The organism is Pseudomonas sp. Pseusp97 (assembly GCF_047304025.1).
Classification (GTDB): domain Bacteria; phylum Pseudomonadota; class Gammaproteobacteria; order Pseudomonadales; family Pseudomonadaceae; genus Pseudomonas.
Window position 1 is genome coordinate 16,983 of sequence record NZ_JBGLYK010000040.1, and the last position, 15,839, is coordinate 32,821.

Annotated in this window: 19 protein-coding genes; 7 read left to right on the forward strand and 12 right to left on the reverse strand. The window is 63.3% G+C overall.

Annotated features, from left to right (window positions below):
• Positions 1-3 precede the first annotated feature (3 nt).
• The 4 genes from ACCC94_RS10100 (at position 4) to yacG (ending at position 2,970) form a co-directional block, all read left to right on the forward strand.
• Positions 4-1,221 (forward strand): type II secretion system F family protein, encoded by a 1,218-nt coding sequence (locus ACCC94_RS10100; protein WP_413349279.1) that lies wholly within the window; start codon positions 4-6, stop codon positions 1,219-1,221.
• Between the two features lie 3 nt (positions 1,222-1,224).
• Positions 1,225-2,097: a prepilin peptidase gene (locus ACCC94_RS10105; RefSeq protein ID WP_413349280.1), complete on the forward strand. Its 873-nt coding sequence runs from the start codon at positions 1,225-1,227 to the stop codon at positions 2,095-2,097.
• 64 nt (positions 2,098-2,161) lie between these two features.
• Positions 2,162-2,770, forward strand: a complete 609-nt coding sequence (gene coaE / locus ACCC94_RS10110; protein ID WP_413349281.1) for a dephospho-CoA kinase — start codon at positions 2,162-2,164, stop codon at positions 2,768-2,770.
• Positions 2,767-2,970, forward strand: coding sequence for a DNA gyrase inhibitor YacG (gene yacG / locus ACCC94_RS10115; protein ID WP_413349282.1), 204 nt, complete (start codon positions 2,767-2,769; stop codon positions 2,968-2,970). Before coaE ends, yacG begins: the two co-directional genes overlap by 4 nt.
• 175 nt (positions 2,971-3,145) lie before the next feature.
• Here the strand turns inward: yacG and ACCC94_RS10120 are convergent, their stop codons facing one another.
• The 3 genes from ACCC94_RS10120 to ACCC94_RS10130 all read right to left on the reverse strand — a co-directional run bounded on the left by ACCC94_RS10120 (position 3,146) and on the right by ACCC94_RS10130 (position 4,588).
• Positions 3,146-3,361 carry a hypothetical protein gene (locus ACCC94_RS10120; protein WP_138526814.1) on the reverse strand — a complete coding sequence of 72 codons (216 nt, stop codon included), beginning with the start codon at positions 3,359-3,361 and terminating at the stop codon, positions 3,146-3,148.
• Between the two features lie 106 nt (positions 3,362-3,467).
• Entirely contained in the window at positions 3,468-4,157 is a 690-nt protein-coding gene (locus ACCC94_RS10125; RefSeq protein WP_413349284.1) for an energy-coupling factor ABC transporter permease, read from the reverse strand.
• Positions 4,154-4,588 (reverse strand): FAD/FMN-containing dehydrogenase, encoded by a 435-nt coding sequence (locus ACCC94_RS10130; protein WP_413349296.1) that lies wholly within the window; start codon positions 4,586-4,588, stop codon positions 4,154-4,156. Before ACCC94_RS10130 ends, ACCC94_RS10125 begins: the two co-directional genes overlap by 4 nt.
• A 120-nt stretch (positions 4,589-4,708) precedes the next feature.
• On the opposite strand from ACCC94_RS10130, the gene ACCC94_RS10135 reads away from it, so the two are divergent.
• The 3 genes from ACCC94_RS10135 (at position 4,709) to ACCC94_RS10145 (ending at position 6,955) form a co-directional block, all read left to right on the forward strand.
• The gene (locus ACCC94_RS10135) at positions 4,709-5,338 is read left to right on the forward strand and encodes a DUF1780 domain-containing protein (RefSeq protein ID WP_413349285.1); all 630 of its coding nucleotides are present in this window, start codon (positions 4,709-4,711) and stop codon (positions 5,336-5,338) included.
• A gap of 94 nt (positions 5,339-5,432) precedes the next feature.
• Positions 5,433-5,603 carry a DUF3094 domain-containing protein gene (locus tag ACCC94_RS10140; protein ID WP_017516731.1) on the forward strand — a complete coding sequence of 57 codons (171 nt, stop codon included), beginning with the start codon at positions 5,433-5,435 and terminating at the stop codon, positions 5,601-5,603.
• A gap of 53 nt (positions 5,604-5,656) precedes the next feature.
• On the forward strand, positions 5,657-6,955 hold the full coding sequence (locus ACCC94_RS10145; RefSeq protein ID WP_413349286.1) for an NAD(P)/FAD-dependent oxidoreductase: 1,299 nt from the start codon (positions 5,657-5,659) through the stop codon (positions 6,953-6,955).
• A gap of 528 nt (positions 6,956-7,483) precedes the next feature.
• Here the strand turns inward: ACCC94_RS10145 and cyoE are convergent.
• The 9 genes from cyoE to ACCC94_RS10190 all read right to left on the reverse strand — a co-directional run.
• Complete coding sequence (cyoE, locus tag ACCC94_RS10150) at positions 7,484-8,371, reverse strand: heme o synthase (RefSeq protein WP_413349287.1); 888 nt, start codon at positions 8,369-8,371, stop codon at positions 7,484-7,486.
• A gap of 11 nt (positions 8,372-8,382) precedes the next feature.
• The gene (gene cyoD / locus ACCC94_RS10155) at positions 8,383-8,748 is read right to left on the reverse strand and encodes a cytochrome o ubiquinol oxidase subunit IV (RefSeq protein ID WP_413349288.1); all 366 of its coding nucleotides are present in this window, start codon (positions 8,746-8,748) and stop codon (positions 8,383-8,385) included.
• On the reverse strand, positions 8,748-9,377 hold the full coding sequence (gene cyoC / locus ACCC94_RS10160) for a cytochrome o ubiquinol oxidase subunit III (RefSeq protein ID WP_015475724.1): 630 nt from the start codon (positions 9,375-9,377) through the stop codon (positions 8,748-8,750). Before cyoC ends, cyoD begins: the two co-directional genes overlap by 1 nt.
• 3 nt (positions 9,378-9,380) lie before the next feature.
• Entirely contained in the window at positions 9,381-11,360 is a 1,980-nt protein-coding gene (gene cyoB, locus ACCC94_RS10165; RefSeq protein WP_413349289.1) for a cytochrome o ubiquinol oxidase subunit I, read from the reverse strand.
• A 6-nt stretch (positions 11,361-11,366) separates the two neighbouring features.
• Positions 11,367-12,362 carry a ubiquinol oxidase subunit II gene (gene cyoA / locus ACCC94_RS10170; RefSeq protein WP_413349290.1) on the reverse strand — a complete coding sequence of 332 codons (996 nt, stop codon included), beginning with the start codon at positions 12,360-12,362 and terminating at the stop codon, positions 11,367-11,369.
• Positions 12,363-12,871: 509 nt separating this feature from the next.
• On the reverse strand, positions 12,872-13,120 hold the full coding sequence (locus ACCC94_RS10175) for a hypothetical protein (RefSeq protein ID WP_413349291.1): 249 nt from the start codon (positions 13,118-13,120) through the stop codon (positions 12,872-12,874).
• 168 nt (positions 13,121-13,288) lie between these two features.
• Positions 13,289-14,911 (reverse strand): TolC family protein, encoded by a 1,623-nt coding sequence (locus tag ACCC94_RS10180; protein ID WP_413349292.1) that lies wholly within the window; start codon positions 14,909-14,911, stop codon positions 13,289-13,291.
• Between the two features lie 5 nt (positions 14,912-14,916).
• Positions 14,917-15,588, reverse strand: a complete 672-nt coding sequence (locus ACCC94_RS10185) for an HlyD family type I secretion periplasmic adaptor subunit (RefSeq protein WP_413349293.1) — start codon at positions 15,586-15,588, stop codon at positions 14,917-14,919.
• Positions 15,589-15,643: 55 nt separating this feature from the next.
• The coding region (locus ACCC94_RS10190) for a hypothetical protein (protein ID WP_413349294.1) at positions 15,644-15,839 on the reverse strand (196 nt) is incomplete at its 5' end.

Genomic DNA, 15,839 nt, shown 5'->3' on the forward strand with positions numbered 1-15,839 from the left:
TCCATGGCGGATAAAGCATTGAGGACCAGTGTCTTCTCCTGGGAAGGTACTGATCGCAAGGGCGGGAAGGTCAAAGGGGAGCTTTCCGGGACCAATACGGCGCTGGTCAAGGCCCAACTGCGCAAGCAGGGGATCAACCCGACCAAGGTTCGCAAGAAAGGCATCTCGCTGTTCAGCAAGGGCAAGAAAATCAAGCCCCTGGACATCGCCCTGTTCACCCGGCAGATGGCGACCATGATGGGCTCCGGGGTCCCGTTGCTGCAATCGTTCGACATCATCGGCGAAGGCTTCGACAACCCGAACATGCGCAAGCTGGTGGATGAGATCAAGCAGGAGGTTGCTGCCGGTAACAGCCTGGCCAACTCCCTGCGCAAGAAGCCCCTGTATTTCGATGACCTTTACTGCAACCTGGTCGATGCAGGCGAGCAGTCCGGTGCGCTGGAAACCTTGCTGGATCGTGTAGCAACTTATAAGGAAAAGACCGAGTCACTGAAGGCAAAGATCAAGAAGGCAATGACCTATCCTATCGCGGTAGTCGTCGTTGCGATCATCGTTTCCGCGATCCTGCTGATCAAGGTAGTCCCTCAGTTCCAGTCGGTATTCTCCAGTTTCGGAGCCGAACTCCCAGCGTTCACGCGAATGGTCATTTCAATTTCCGAAGTGCTGCAACAGTGGTGGTTCATCGTTCTGATTGGATTGTTTGTAGTGGCCTTCACCCTTCGCAGCTTCCATCGTCGATCGGAGAAATTCCGCGACAGCGTGGATCGTGGGGTGCTGAAGGTGCCGGTGGTGGGCGACATCATCTACAAGTCGGCGGTGGCGCGCTACGCCCGTACTTTATCCACTACCTTCGCCGCTGGCGTCCCATTGGTAGAAGCCTTGGATTCAGTTTCGGGAGCGACCGGCAACGTGGTCTTCCGCAATGCCGTGAACAAGATCAAACAGGACGTCTCTTCCGGTACACAGCTGAACTTCTCCATGCGTACCACCGGCGTATTCCCCAGCATGGCCGTGCAAATGGCAGCAATCGGTGAGGAGTCAGGCTCCCTCGATAACATGCTCGACAAGGTAGCCAACTACTACGAAGAAGAAGTCGACAACGCCGTCGATAACCTGACCACCCTGATGGAACCCATGATCATGGCCGTTCTGGGTGTGTTGGTGGGCGGCCTGATCATCGCCATGTACCTGCCGATCTTCCAACTGGGCAACGTCGTATAACCCATGTCCGTGACTAACTTCCTGGCCAGCACCCCGCTGGCCTTTGTTTTATGCGTCACCCTCCTCGGCCTGTTGGTCGGCAGCTTCCTCAACGTGGTCATTCATCGCCTGCCGCGGATGATGGAGCTCGACTGGCAGCAGCAGGCGCAGGAAACCCTGGGGCTGCCGGAGGGTGAGAAGCGTCCGACCTACAACCTGATCCTGCCGAACTCCCAATGCCCGCACTGCGCCCACGAGATCAAGCCCTGGGAGAACATCCCGGTGGTCAGCTGGCTGGCGCTGGGCGGCAAGTGTTCGTCCTGCAAGGCGCCGATCAGCAAGCGTTACCCGTTGGTGGAGCTGGCCTGCGGCGTGCTGTCGGCCTTCATCGCCTGGCATTACGGCTTCGGCTGGCAGGCCGGGGCGATGCTGCTGCTGACCTGGGGTCTACTGGCGATGAGCATGATCGATGTCGATCATCAGCTGTTGCCGGACGCCCTGGTGCTGCCGCTGCTCTGGCTGGGGCTGATCGTTAACCATTTCGGGTTGTTCACCAACCTAGGCGATGCGCTCTGGGGCGCGGTGTTCGGCTACCTCAGCCTGTGGTCGGTGTACTGGCTGTTCAAGCTGATCACCGGCAAGGAAGGCATGGGTTACGGCGACTTCAAGCTGCTGGCCATGCTCGGCGCCTGGGGTGGCTGGCAGGTGCTGCCGCTGACCATCCTGTTCTCGTCGCTGGTGGGCGCGGTGCTGGGCGTGATCATGCTGCGCCTGCGTAACGCCGAAACCAGTACGCCGATCCCCTTCGGCCCCTATCTGGCCATCGCCGGCTGGATTGCGCTGCTCTGGGGTGATCAAATAACCGCGACCTATCTGCAGTTCGCCGGTTTCCGCTAGCCTTCTCCTGCGCCGAATCTCTTCGGCGCATCTGGACGGCCAGCGGGCCGGCTGAAGGAGAACGATGAAACCCTGGATTCTGGGCCTCACCGGCGGCATCGGCAGCGGCAAAAGCGCCGCCGCCGAGCATTTCGCCTCGCTGGGCATCCACATGGTCGACGCCGACCACGCCGCGCGCTGGGTGGTGGAACCTGGCCGTCCTGCCCTGGCGAAGATCGTCGAACGCTTCGGCGACGCCATGTTGCTGCCGGACGGCCAGCTCAACCGCGCCGCCCTGCGCGAGCGCATCTTCAAGGCCGAAGACGAGCGCCGCTGGCTGGAGCAATTGCTGCACCCGCTGATCGGCCAGGAGATCGCCAGTAACCTGGCCCTGGCGCAATCGCCCTACGCCATCCTGGTCTCGCCGCTGCTGGTGGAGTCCGGCCAGCACCGCATGACCCAGCGCGTGCTGGTGGTGGATACCCCCGAACACCTGCAACTGGAGCGCACCATGCGCCGCGACCAGGTGTCCGAAGAACAGGTCCGCTCGATTCTCAAGGCCCAGGCCTTGCGCGAGGACCGACTCAAGCACGCGGACGACGTGCTGCTCAACGATGGCGACCTCAGCCACCTGCACCAGCAGGTCGAGCGTCTGCATCAGTTCTATCTAGGCCTGCGTGGAGGACAACCATGAGCCAACCCCTGACCGTGGAATGCCCGACTTGTGGCGCCCCCGTGGAGTGGAGCGCCAAGAGCGAGTTCCGCCCCTTCTGTTCTCACCGCTGCAAGCTGATCGATCTCGGCGCCTGGGCCGCCGAGGATCACGCCATCCCCGGCGACAACCTCGAGGATGAACTGTTCTCCGGGGATCTCGATAAACCGCGCGGGCATTGACCCGAAAAAAAGCCGCCCCAAAGGCGGCTTTTTTCTGCGCCCTCCCCTGCGGCGGCAGGACTCCTGGTAGAAGCGAGCTTGCTCGCGAACCGTCCGAGTACCAGGCTTTCCCGCCGAAAAGAGCGTTCGCGAGCGAGCTCGCTCCTACAGAAAAGCGAAGCCCTACGGCTTGAGGTCACGGCCGCATGAAAGCGTAGTCCCGTTCCTCATCCAGGTTGTCAGCGAGGAAGTGCAGTTCGTGGCCCAGGTCTTCCTGGGTGCGGACCTGCGCATTGGCCTGCACCACGGCACTGAGCAGCGCACGCACGGCCAATTGCGGGTCCTGCCCCGCCGCTTCGGCTTCGATCAGCAGTTCGTGGAGGCGTTGTTCGGCCCAGCTGTGAATGCTCATCGGCTATCTCCTTGCGAGTGGGGGCCAAGCTTCCCTGATCCTAGGACGTTTCCGAACTGACCTGGATCAAACCGCCGAAGCCATGGGCCTCGCAGATGGCCGAACATCAGCGCGATTCATCGTCGTCCTTCCACGGCGCCTGCAGGTAGCGCGTGCGGTTGAAGGTTTCCAGCCAATCCGGATAGAAGACCACCAGCCCGGTGACGATGGTGCCGTTGATGAACGCCTCGGGGAACATGATCAGCCAGAGGTAGCCGATGAAGTCCTCGATCCACGGCGGCATCGGGAATACGCCGTCCATCCACAGCAGCGCGAGACCCAGCAGCAGGCTGCACAGCGCCGCGAGGGCCGCGGGGAAGAAGCCCGAACAGAAGATGTAGACGAACAGGTTTCGCGGCTGCCGACGCTCGACGAAGATCGCCGCCAGCTCGGTGATGACGACCGGAATCAGCACCAGCAGGATGCCGTTGACGCCGATGGCTGCCCAGTCCTGCCGGCCGATGGCGCACAGCCCCAGTTGCGCAACCAAACCGACCAGCACCGCCAGCGGCCAGTCCAGCAGCAGGGTCACGGCGGTCATTCCGATGAAGTGGAAGGACACCCCGGAAGCAAAATCGCGCCGCACCAGCCAGAGCAGGAACAAACCGAGCATGGTGCCGAACACCAGGTGCTGGCGGCGGAAGTCGCTGACCAGTTCCAGCCAGGGCGCGCGCCAGATAGCCCAGGCGACGATGGGCAGATAGATGGCCCAGCCGATCTCCAGGGTTTCCGCTGACAGCAGCTGCGCGGAGATCACGGTGCGCCTCGCTCCAGCGCCTCGCGCAGGATTTCAGCCGAATTGAACTGATCAGTCGCAATGACCTTGCCCTGGTCCAGTTGCAGCCAGGTCACGGCCTCTGCCTGGGCCGGGAAGCGATTGGCCACGCGCGGCTCGCGGTCGAGCAGCACGCGGTAGGAGTAGTCGCGCATCGCGGGGATGGCGAACAGCTTGGAGATGGGCGCCGGCATGCGGCTGATGTCCGCGACGAAGGCGGCGTGGCGCGCTTCGAGATAACCGGCCGGGCGCTCCGCCAGCGCTGCTTTCACCAGCTTCGAACCGGCCATGTCGTGGGCGACCAGCAGCACCTTGAGGTCGGCGTTGGCCGTGTAAGGTTGGTCGAACTGGTCCAGCAGCGTCCAGCCGATGGCCGGCGACTCCTGCGCCACCGCCAGGCTCGTCAGGACCATCAATAACAACCCGCCCAGCACTCGTCTCACGCTTCCCCCTGCCCGGAACCGCCAATGATTGGCAACAGTCTACACCGGCATCGGCGCCCGCCTGCAGTTGCCAGCAACTATGCTTGAGGCATGAACGAGACCGACTATCTGCGCCTGCTGACACGCCAGGCGGAACAGGCCAACGACTTCCTCTCCAACTCGCGCAAGTGGGAACGCGAGTGCTGGGCCTGCCAGCGCCTGCTGCAAGCGCTGAAGGTGCCGTATCGCCAGGAAGACTTCATCGCGCCCACCCAGCAGCCGCCGGACGTGCTGTTCCGCGACGCCACCTTCGAGGTGTTCTTCGTTCTTGACCAGGGGCGCCGGCTCAACGAGGAGTGGAAGGAAGAGCTGCTGCGCCGGCGCATGGCGCAGAGCCTCAACCAGTTGATCCGCCGCGAGCAGCGGCCACGGCGGATTCCCTGTGCGGAACTGCAGGCGCGCCTGGCGCCGACGCTGCGCAAGAAGGCGCACAACTACACCGAGCGCGGCATCGACCCGCGCGAGCTGGACCTGCTCGCCTTCGTCAGCCTCAAGCGCGAAACGCCGGACTTCAACACGCCCTTTCCGCCGCCTACCGAGTACCTGCGCCAAGGGTGGCGCTCGCTGTCGGTGGTCGGGCCAACCTTCGCCCGCGTGCTGTTCGCTCACAGTGACGCGCCGGATTTCCTGCGCGGCAGCCTGGGCCGCAGCATCCTCTTCGACATGGGCGTCGGCCTGTAAATAGGCGCCGACGCAAAGCGGCATTGATCGGCGGCGCATTGAGAGGCCGCCCAAGCCCTACTAGAATGCTCGACATTATAAACGGAGGCCGCCCATGCCCAGTCGCCTGAGCCCCGAAGACCAGCAGAAGGTCGATCAGTACCTCAGCTCTCCCGTCCACCAGGTCCAACGCGCGCCGTTCAAGCCCTGGCTGATGATGGGAGCCTTGCTCGCTGTGGTCATCGCCCTGGGTTTGCTGAGCCGCCTCCTGGCCTACCTTGCGTGAGCGCCGTGCCGCCACGGGCCGATACAGGATTCCTTAAGCTATGAGAATGCACCATGTCCCATCGTATCGTGATCGTCGGCGGCGGCGCCGGCGGGCTGGAGCTCGCGACCCGTCTCGGCCGCACCCTGGGTAAAAAAGGCAAGGCGCGCATTACGCTCGTTGACGCCAACCTCACCCACATCTGGAAACCCCTGCTGCACGAAGTCGCCGCCGGCTCGCTCAACTCCTCCGAGGATGAGCTGAACTACGTCGCCCAGGCGAAATGGAACCACTTCGAATTCCAGCTCGGCCGCCTCACCGGCCTGGACCGCGCGGGCAAGCGCATCCAGCTCGCCGCCACGCTCGATGAGCAGGGCGAAGAGCTGGTGCCGGCGCGCAGCCTGGAGTACGACACCCTGGTCCTGGCCATCGGCAGCACCACCAATGACTTCGGCACCCAGGGCGCCGCGGATCACTGCATCTTCCTGGATACCCGCGAGCAGGCCGAGCGCTTCCACAAGCTGCTGCTGACCCACTACCTGCGCGCCCACGCCGGGCAGGACAAGGACGACCAGATCAGCGTCGCCATCGTTGGCGCCGGGGCCACGGGCGTCGAACTGTCGGCCGAGCTGCACCACGCCGCACAGGAGCTGGCCGCCTATGGCCTGACCGGCATCCAGCCGCAGAACATGCGCATCACCCTGATCGAGGCCGGTCCGCGCGTGCTGCCGGCGCTGCCCGAGCGCATCAGCCAACCGGTGCACCAGACGCTGGAGAAACTCGGCGTGCGCGTGCTCACCGGTTCGGCGGTGCAGGAAGTGACCGCCGAAGGCCTGCGCACGGCGGTGGGCGAGTTCATTCCGGCGAGCCTGAAGGTCTGGGCGGCGGGCATCCGCGCGCCGAGCCTGCTCAAGGACATCGACGGCCTGGAAACCAACCGCATCAACCAACTGGTGGTCCGCCCTACCCTGCAGACCACCCGCGACGACAACGTCTTCGCCTTCGGTGACTGCGCCGCCTGCCCCATGGGCGATGGCAGCGAACGCAGCGTGCCGCCGCGCGCCCAGGCCGCACACCAGCAGGCTTCGCTGCTGGCCAAGGCCATCGTCGCGCGCCTGGAAGGCAAGCCGCTGCCGGAGTACCGCTACACCGACTATGGCTCGCTGATCTCGCTGTCGCGCTTCAGTGCTGTTGGCAACCTGATGGGCAACCTGATGGGCAGCGTGAAGCTCGAAGGCTGGCTGGCGCGGATGTTCTACGTGTCGCTGTACCGCATGCACCAGGTGGCGCTGTACGGGCCGTTCCGCACCGCGCTGCTGATGATCGCAGACCGCATCGGGCGCAGTACGGAGCCGCGGTTGAAGCTGCATTGATCGGCTAGCGATCGCGGACGGAGTCCGCTCCTACGCGCAAGGCGGTGCCTGACCGGTAGGAGCGGATCCTATCCGCGAAATGCTTCCCTGCTGCTGCCGGGTTACCGGAGTACCGATGGCCGTTTTACGGCCTTCGCGGACAAGGTCCGCTCCTACGAGAGCATTGGCGCCATCCTGTAGGAGCGAACCGCATCGGGGGGTAGTACCGAGCCGCGCTTGAAGCTGCACTGAGGCTTGAATACATCGGCGGATAACGGCTTCGCCGTTATCCGCCCTACGCCAGGGCTGATCTCGGTAGGGCGCATAACGCGCAGCGTTATCCGCCATGATGGGTATCGCTTCGCTCCACGCCATCCTACGGACCTGCGCAGCGGTGCCCCTGTAGGAGCGAGCTTGCTCGCGAACCGCCCGAGCGCAGGAGCTGCGGGGAAGAGCGTTCGCGAGCAAGCTCGCTCCTACGAAAAGCCCATCCGACAGGCACAAAAAAGCCGCCCCGAAGGGCGGCTTTTTCGTTGCAGAACAGCAGCCTTACAGCGCCGCCAGCATCGACTGGGCCGGGATGGCCTGGAAGTCGATGGACATCATCAGGCTCAGCACGCTGATCGCGATGATGGAGAAGGCGAACAGCTGGCGCGCCCAGCGGCGGTCGTCTTCGGCGCTGAAGCCTTTCACCGCGATGAACAACCACCAGGCGCTGACGGCCAGCGCGACCACCAGGTAACCGTAGCCGGCGAAGCCGGTCACGGTCAGCAGCAGGGTCGCAAGACCAAAGGCCACGACGTAGTAGAGGATCTGCTTCTTGGTCGCTTCGATGCCCCGCTCCACCGGCAGCACGGGAATCCCGGCGGCGCGGTAGTCGTTGAGGCGGAAGATCGCGATGGCGTAGCTGTGCGGCATCTGCCAGAGGCAGAAGATCAGCAGCAGCACCGCCGCGCCCATGTCGAAGTGACCGCTGGCGGCGCAGTAGCCTACTACCGGCGGCATGGCTCCGGAGAGACTGCCGACCAGCGTGCCGTAGACCGAGCTGCGCTTGAGCCAGAGGCTGTAGAGCACGACGTAGACGAAGAAGCCGAACGCGGCGAGCAGGGTTGCCTGCACGTTGGTCTTCCACAGCAGCAGGCCGAAGCCTGCAGCGCCCAGGACCACACCGTGGGCCAGGGCGGCCTTCAGCGAGATCTGCCCGGTCACGGTGACACGGCTGCGGGTACGCTCCATGAAGCGATCGATGTCGCGGTCGATGCAGTTGTTGAACACACAACCGCTGGCAACGACCAGGGACAGGCCGATCACGGTGGCCAGCAGCAGCATCGGGTCAACGCTGCCGCGGGCGGCGAGGAAGTATCCCCCCGCCACCGCGATCAGGTTGCCGAAGATGATGCCCGGCTTGGCGACCAGCAGATAACGCTTGAGTTTCACTTCATCGGCCCTCAGGGCATCGGCATCATCAGGGTGTCTGCGGTGTAGATGATCCACAGCGACAGACCGACCACCAGCAGGATGATGATGGCGGTGAAGATGAATGCCATGACGTTCCAGCGGCCTTCGGAGCTGAAGTTCATGTGCAGGAAGCAGATCAGGTGCACGACGACCTGGACCAGGCCGAGGATCACCATGGTCAGCAGGGTGGCGTGACGCGAGAAGCCGCCGTCGATGACCATGTAGAACGGGATCGCGGTCAGGATCACCGAGAGCACGAAGCCGATGGCGTACGAACCCAGGCTGCCGTGGCCGGCGCCGTGGTTGTCGTGGCCGTGGGCGCCGTGGGAGTCGTGATGATGTGCAGCAGCGGACATTACAGAGCCCCCATCAGGTAGACGACGGTGAAGACGCAGATCCAGACGATGTCCAGGAAGTGCCAGAACAGGCTCAGGCACATCATGCGGGTGTTGTTCTGCGCGGTCAGGCCGCGGGTGCCGATCTGCGCCATCAGCACCAGCATCCACAGCAGGCCGGCACTTACGTGCAGGCCGTGCATGCCGACCAGGGTGAAGAAGGACGACAGGAAGGCGCTGCGGCTCGGGCCGAAGCCTTCGACGATCAGGTGATGGAACTCGTTGAGTTCCATGCCGATGAACGCCGCGCCGCAGAGGAAGGTCACGCCCAGCCAGGCGATGGCCTTGCCCTTGGCACCCTTGTGCGCAGCCAGCATGGCCAGGCCGTAGGTGCAGGAGGAGATCAGCAGGATCGCGGTTTCGACGGCCACGTAGGGCAGTTCGAAGATGTCCTTGCCGCTCGGGCCGCCGGCCGTGTGGTTGACCAGCACGGCGTAGGTGGCGAAGACGCTCGCGAACAGGATGCAGTCGGTCATCAGGTACAGCCAGAAGCCGAAGACCGTCATGCCGCCGCTGTCGTGGGCGTGGTCGTGGTCATGCGCCGCTTCGTGCGTATCGACCAGGTGTTGATTCAGTACTGCCGTAGACATCGCTTATACCTGCGCAGTGGCGAGTTTCTGGAAGTTGGCGTTTTCGATGCGCTCGATCTCATCCGGCTGGACGTAGTAGTCCAGGTCGGTGACGTAGCTGCGCACGATGACCGAAGCGATCATCCCGACGAAGCCCACGCCCACCAGCCACCAGATGTGCCAGATGGCGGCGAAGCCGAAGATGAAGGCGAACAGCGCGATGGAGAAACCGGCGGCGGTGTTCTTCGGCATGTGGATCGGCGCGTAGGCCGGCAGCTTGCGGTACGCGGTACCGGTCTGCTTCATGTCGTGGAACGCGTCGATGTCGTTGACCTTCGGCAGCTCGGCGAAGTTGTAGTACGGCGGCGGCGAGGAAGTGGACCACTCCAGGGTACGGCCGCCCCACGGGTCGCCGGTCAGGTCGGCCAGTGCCTTGCGGTTCTTGATCGACACCAGCAGCTGGATCAGCTGGCAGGCGATGCCGAAGAAGATCAGCACGGCGCCGAAGAACGCCACCACCAGGTACGGCTTCCACATCGGGTTGTCGTAGTGGTTCAGGCGACGGGTCATGCCCATGAAGCCGAGGATGTACAGCGGCATGAAGGCCATGTAGAAGCCGACCAGCCAGCACCAGAAGGAACGCTTGCCCCACTTCTCGTCCAGCTTGAAGCCGAAGGCTTTCGGGAACCAGAAGACGAAGCCGGCCAGGTAGCCGAACACCGCGCCACCGATGATGGTGTTGTGGAAGTGGGCGATCAGGAACAGGCTGTTGTGCAGCAGGTAGTCGGCACCCGGAATGGCCAGCAGAACGCCGGTCATGCCACCGATGGTGAAGGTGACGATGAAGCCCAGGGTCCACAGGATCGGGGTGTCGAAACGCAGGCGGCCACGGTAGATGGTGAACAGCCAGTTGAACAGCTTCACCCCGGTCGGGATGGAGATCAGCATGGTCGCAACGCCGAAGAAGCCGTTGACGTCGCCGCCCGAACCCATGGTGAAGAAGTGGTGCAGCCACACGGTGAAGCCGAGGAAGGTGATCGCGGCGCTCGCCCACACCATCGAGGTGTAGCCGAACATGCGCTTGCCGGCGAAGGTCGCGGTGACTTCGGAGAAGATACCGAAGGCCGGCAGGATCAGGATGTACACCTCAGGATGGCCCCAGGCCCAGAAGAGGTTGATGTACATCATGGCGTTGCCGCCCAGCTCGTTGGTGAAGAAGTGCATGTCGAAGTAACGGTCCAGCGACAGCAGGCCCAGGGCCGCGGTCAGGATCGGGAACGACGCAACGATCAGGATGTTGGCGAAGGTGCAGGTCCAGGTGAAGATCGGCATCTGCATCAGCTTCATGCCGGGGGTGCGCATCTTGAACACGGTGACCAGGAAGTTGATCCCCGTGAGCAAGGTACCCATGCCCGATATCTGTAGCGCCCAGATGTAGTAGTCCACACCCACGCCCGGGCTGTAGGCCAGCTCGGACAGCGGCGGGTACGCGACCCAGCCGGTACGGGCGAATTCACCCAGGCCCAGCGAGACGTTCACCAGCATGGCGCTGACGACCAGCAGCCAGAAGCTCAGCGAGTTCAGGAACGGGAACGCCACGTCGCGCGCGCCGATCTGCAGCGGCACGGCCAGGTTCATCAGGCCGGTCATGAAGGGCATGGCCATGAAGATGATCATGATCACGCCGTGAGCGGTGAAGATCTGGTCGTAGTGTTCCGGCGGCAGGTAGCCGTGGTTGGCGCCTTCAGCCAGCGCGAGCTGGCCGCGCATCATGATGGCGTCGGCGAAGCCGCGCAGGAGCATGACCAGGGCGACGATGATGTACATCACGCCGATCTTCTTGTGGTCGATGGACGTCAGCCATTCGGTCCACAGGTAGGTCCACTTGCGGTAGTAGGTGATCGCGCCGAACACACCGAGGCCCAACAGGGCGACGATGGCCAGCGTGATGACGATGATCGGCTCGTGATACGGCACGGCCGACAGTGTCAGTTTCCCGAACATCTGCGCTTACTCCTGGCTCGGATTCATTTGCATGCCGGGCATGCCTTGCATGTTGCTCATGTCGTGGCCCGCCATCGCGGACTCGTCATGCGCGGCTTCGCCGTGCTCGCCCTTCTCGGCCTGTTCTTTGGCTTCGTGGGCCTTGGCCATGGCGTGGCCTGCGTGTTCCCACTTGTTCAGCACGTGGGAGAACAGCTCGGGGCTGACGGTGGCGAAGTAGGTCGCCGGGACGTTCTCGGTCGGCTTCACCAGCTCCGGGTACTGATCCAGGTTCAGGGTCTGCTGCGAGGCCTTGACCTTCGCGACCCACTCCTGGAAGCCCTGCTCGGAGGTGGAGATGGCCTTGAACTTCATGCCCGAGAAGCCGCCGCCGCTGTAGTTCGCGGAGATGCCGTCGAACACGCCTTCTTCGTTGGCGATCAGGTGCAGCTTGGTCATCATCCCGGCCATGGAGTAGATCTGGCTGCCCAGCTGCGGGATGAAGAAGGAGTTCATCACCGAATCCGAGGTGATCTGGAAGTTCACCGGGGTGTCTTTCGGGAAGGCGATTTCGTTGACGGTGGCGATGCCCTGTTCCGGGTAGATGAACAGCCACTTCCAGTCCAGCGAGATGGCCTGGATGGTCACCGGCTTGACCTCGGAATCCAGCGGACGATACGGGTCCAGCTTGTGGGTGCTCTCCCAGGTGATCCAGCCGAGCACGGCGATGATCAGGCAGGGAACCAGCCATACCACCAGCTCGATTTTGGTCGAGTGCGACCAGTCCGGCATGTAGGTGGCCTTGGTGTTCGAGGCCCGGTATTTCCAGGCGAACCCGAAGGTCATCAGGATGACCGGCACCACCACGATCAGCATCAGCAGGGTTGCCGTGATGATCAGGGACTTCTCGTCGGCGCCGACCTGCCCTTTCGGGTCGAACAGCGCCATGTTGCAACCACCGAGCATCAGCATCGGTAGAAACGCAAGTCTCTTCAAAATTCCTGTGTACTGCTCTTTTTTCATCTTGCGGCCTTAGTGGATGAAAATCGCTTCACCGCCCATGAGCCTTCGCCACGCATTGCTCGACGACTCGTTACCCGCGACTTTTCCAAGCCGCCTGCCAGGGCTGTCATGGATTCACGAACGCGGCCGCAAGGATTCCAGGCAAAGGGAGGTCGCCCGGTCTTCGCGATGCGAAACCGATTTCGTCAGCTGATTCGTTCCGTGTTATTCAGCGTGTGGTGTCTGGACTGGCGGTTCGTTGGAACGCGCGCGTCGCACACCGGATGCACGAGCGGATTGCCCGACTCGTCGTATGACAGGAGCCCACCGATGGCAGCCCCCTGTTGTTATGCCGCTGCACCAAAGGGTGAACACTGGCAATGATCCGCGTCAGTGCGACTCAGCGATTTGGGGGTAGGAAATGGACGGCGGGTATTACAAAGCATTTCAGAAACCCCTTTCAAGGCCCATTCCGCCCATTTTTAACAAGATATTTTCTCAGCCAGAGAAACAGTTCCGGGCCAAATCGCTCATAAAACAACCAATTCACCGGAAATGTGCAGGGTTATTCCCTCCCTGCCAGGGGCTTGCGCGGGCATGCCGTGGGAATATGCCAGTACCATGAGGGACGCGGCTTTCAGCGGATTTTCAGCGGGTCTTCGAATGCCGCCAACGCCTTCGGCAAAGTCCTTGCCATGATGGCGATCAAGAAGCCTGGCGAAAGTCGCGAAATGCCCCTGCGCACCCTGCGACACATCGACGCACAGCGACGAAAGCAAGGGCCAAAGTCATTCAAATTATGACGATCGTACTGACTGTCGAGGGAGGCTCCGCGGCATGTCCGTCTCGATGAAGGGACGAGTCAGGCCCTCATGACCACCGAAGCGGACACGCCGGGAGAGAGGAAGAAAACAGGCGGGGGCGGTCGTTGCGCGGACCGCGCGCGGTCAATGCTCGGCCGAATCGCTACCCGGCGCCAGCCAGCCCAGCAGGCCGCTGGTTTCGGCGCGGATGCGCAGGTCGGACGTCTTGGACTGGTAGTAGGTGTCCGAGGCCGCGATCTGCGTCGAGTAGTACTCGTTCTCGGCGATCAGCACGTCCAGCAGGGTGCGCTTGCCCAGGTGGTACCACTGGTCATAGAACATCTTGCGGACGCGGTCGGACTCCACCAGCAGCTCCTTGTACTCGCCCACTCGGGAAGCCGCCAGGTCACGCTGCTCCGCCAGGTTGCGGATACGGTACTCCGACTCGCGACGGGTCGCTTCCATCTTCTGCTCCGCCGCACTGGCGCGAGCGTACGCGGCGCGTTGCGCGGCCGAAGCCGAACCACCGGAGAAGGCATTCCACTCCACCGCAAGACCGGTGGACCAGGGCTCCTTGTTGTCGAGCATGTTGGTCCCGGTGTTGCGCCCCACGACCCAGTTCAGCTTCGGCATGCGCGAGGATTTCACCGAGTCGGCGCTGGCCAGCGCGGCTTCCTTCTCCCAGCGAGCCTGGCGCAGGGCCGGCTGCTCGGGCAGCAGTTCCAGGGCCTGGTCGACCGGCATCGGCACCCAGTCCCACTTGGCGTTCGCCGGCACCGTCACGTCCTCGCCGACCAGCTTGGCCAGGGTCGTCTGGGTCTCTTTCAGCCTGGATTGCACCAGGTTGCGGGCGGTTTCCGCCTGCAGCAGGCGCGAGCGGGCCTGGACCACTTCACTGCGACGGCCGGGGTCCACTTCGGAAATCTTCGACAGCATGTTCACCAGCTCACGCATGCGCGCCACGTAGCGATCGCTGATCTCCAGCGCCTGCTGCTGGTGGGCCAGCTCGACCACCGCCGAGGCGGTGTTGTAGGCGACCGAAACCTCGGTCTGGCCCTTGGCTTCTTCCTGGGCCTTCGCCGTGCTCTTGCGGCTATCGATGTTGTGGCTGATGGCGCCGAAGTCATAGACCGGCGTGACCATCTGCACGGTGGTGGAACCATCGTTGCCATAGTCGCTCTTGCTGCTCTGCAGCGTCTTCGAACTGGCGCTGATCTGCACCTGCGGCCAGCGCGCACCCTTGGCCTGGTCCACATCGCCCTGGGCGGCCTGCCAGCTGGCGTCGGCCTGTTTCATTTCCGGGCTGATGCGCAGCGCGGTGTTGACCATCTCGCGGATATACGCCAGCGAAGCCTCGTTGCTGCCCAGGCTCGACGCCGACACGCCCGACTTGATGTCCTCGGGCAGGCTCAGGTCCAGCTTCGTCGACTGCGGCTTGATCGCTGCGGCAGAGGGGGCAGCAGCGACGGCCTTCGGCGCTTCAGGCTCGGCCTTCGCCACAGGCGCAGCGGGCTTGGCCACCTCGGTTACGGGAGCGGCAGGAGCGGCGATGGAAGCCACCAGCTCGCCCTGCAGCGCACCGCCGGTCAGCGACTCGGCCGTAGCGACCTTGGGCTTGGAGTAGAAGCTCAGCGCGCTGCCCAGTTCATCGGAAGTCGCGGCTTCGGCCAGCGAGCCCAGGGATGCCAGGGCCAGCACCAGTGCCGAATGGCGGAATCGCCAGCGCGGGTTGGAAAGCTCGTTCGGGGAGTGTTTACGGTTTTTCATTTCAATTATCTCTCGCGGAAAGCCTCGCGTGCTTTCAACGCGGGCTTGAGTATGTAATCCAGGATGGTTTTTTCCCCGGTGCGGATTTCCGCCGTGGCGGTCATGCCGGGGATGATCGGGAAGTGCTTGTCACCGCGGGTCAGCTCGGCTTCGTCGGTGCGCACCAGTACCCGGTAGAAGGAAGTGTCCGGACGGCCCGCGCGGGCCATCTCGTCGTCCTTGATGGTGTCGGGGCTGATCAGCTCGACCTTGCCCTTGAGCCCGCCGTAGATGGCGAAGTCGTAGGCGGAAATCTTCACCGTGGCGGGCAGGCCGGGGCGCAGGAAGGCCACGTCGGCCGGGCGGATCTTCGCCTCCACCAGCAGCTGGTCCTCGATCGGGACGATTTCCATGATGTCCTGACCCTGCTGGATCACGCCGCCGATGGTGTTGGCGCGGACGTTCTTGACGATGCCCTTGAGCGGCGCGGTGATGGTCGTGCGCTTCATCACGTCCTCGCGGCCCGCGGTGTTTTCCAGCGACTGCGCCAGCTCGCTCTCGACGCGGGTCAGCTCGGCGTTGGCGTCGGCGCGGTACTTGTTGCGCCGCTCGCTGATCTGCAGGTTGAATTCGTTGGCCTGGTCACCCCCGGATCGACAATAGTCGCCGAGGGCGTTTGAGAGGGATTCATGGGGCACACCTTCAAGGGGAGGAAGCTGTGCGCATGGTAGAAATGCGCCGTTTCCGGCGGCATCAGAAAAGCCTGATTGGCTTGACGTACCTTTCCTTCACCTGACTAGGCGGAATACCCAAGTTCTGACGCAATCGCGCCGGGGCGCTAAAAAGCGCCGCCAGGGCGCGCCGATCAAGGCCCGCACTGGCGGCAAGCGTACCCGGCTGCCCGGCCGCCGCGAGGGTGGCGGGCACGGCGGTGGCGGTCGTACCGATT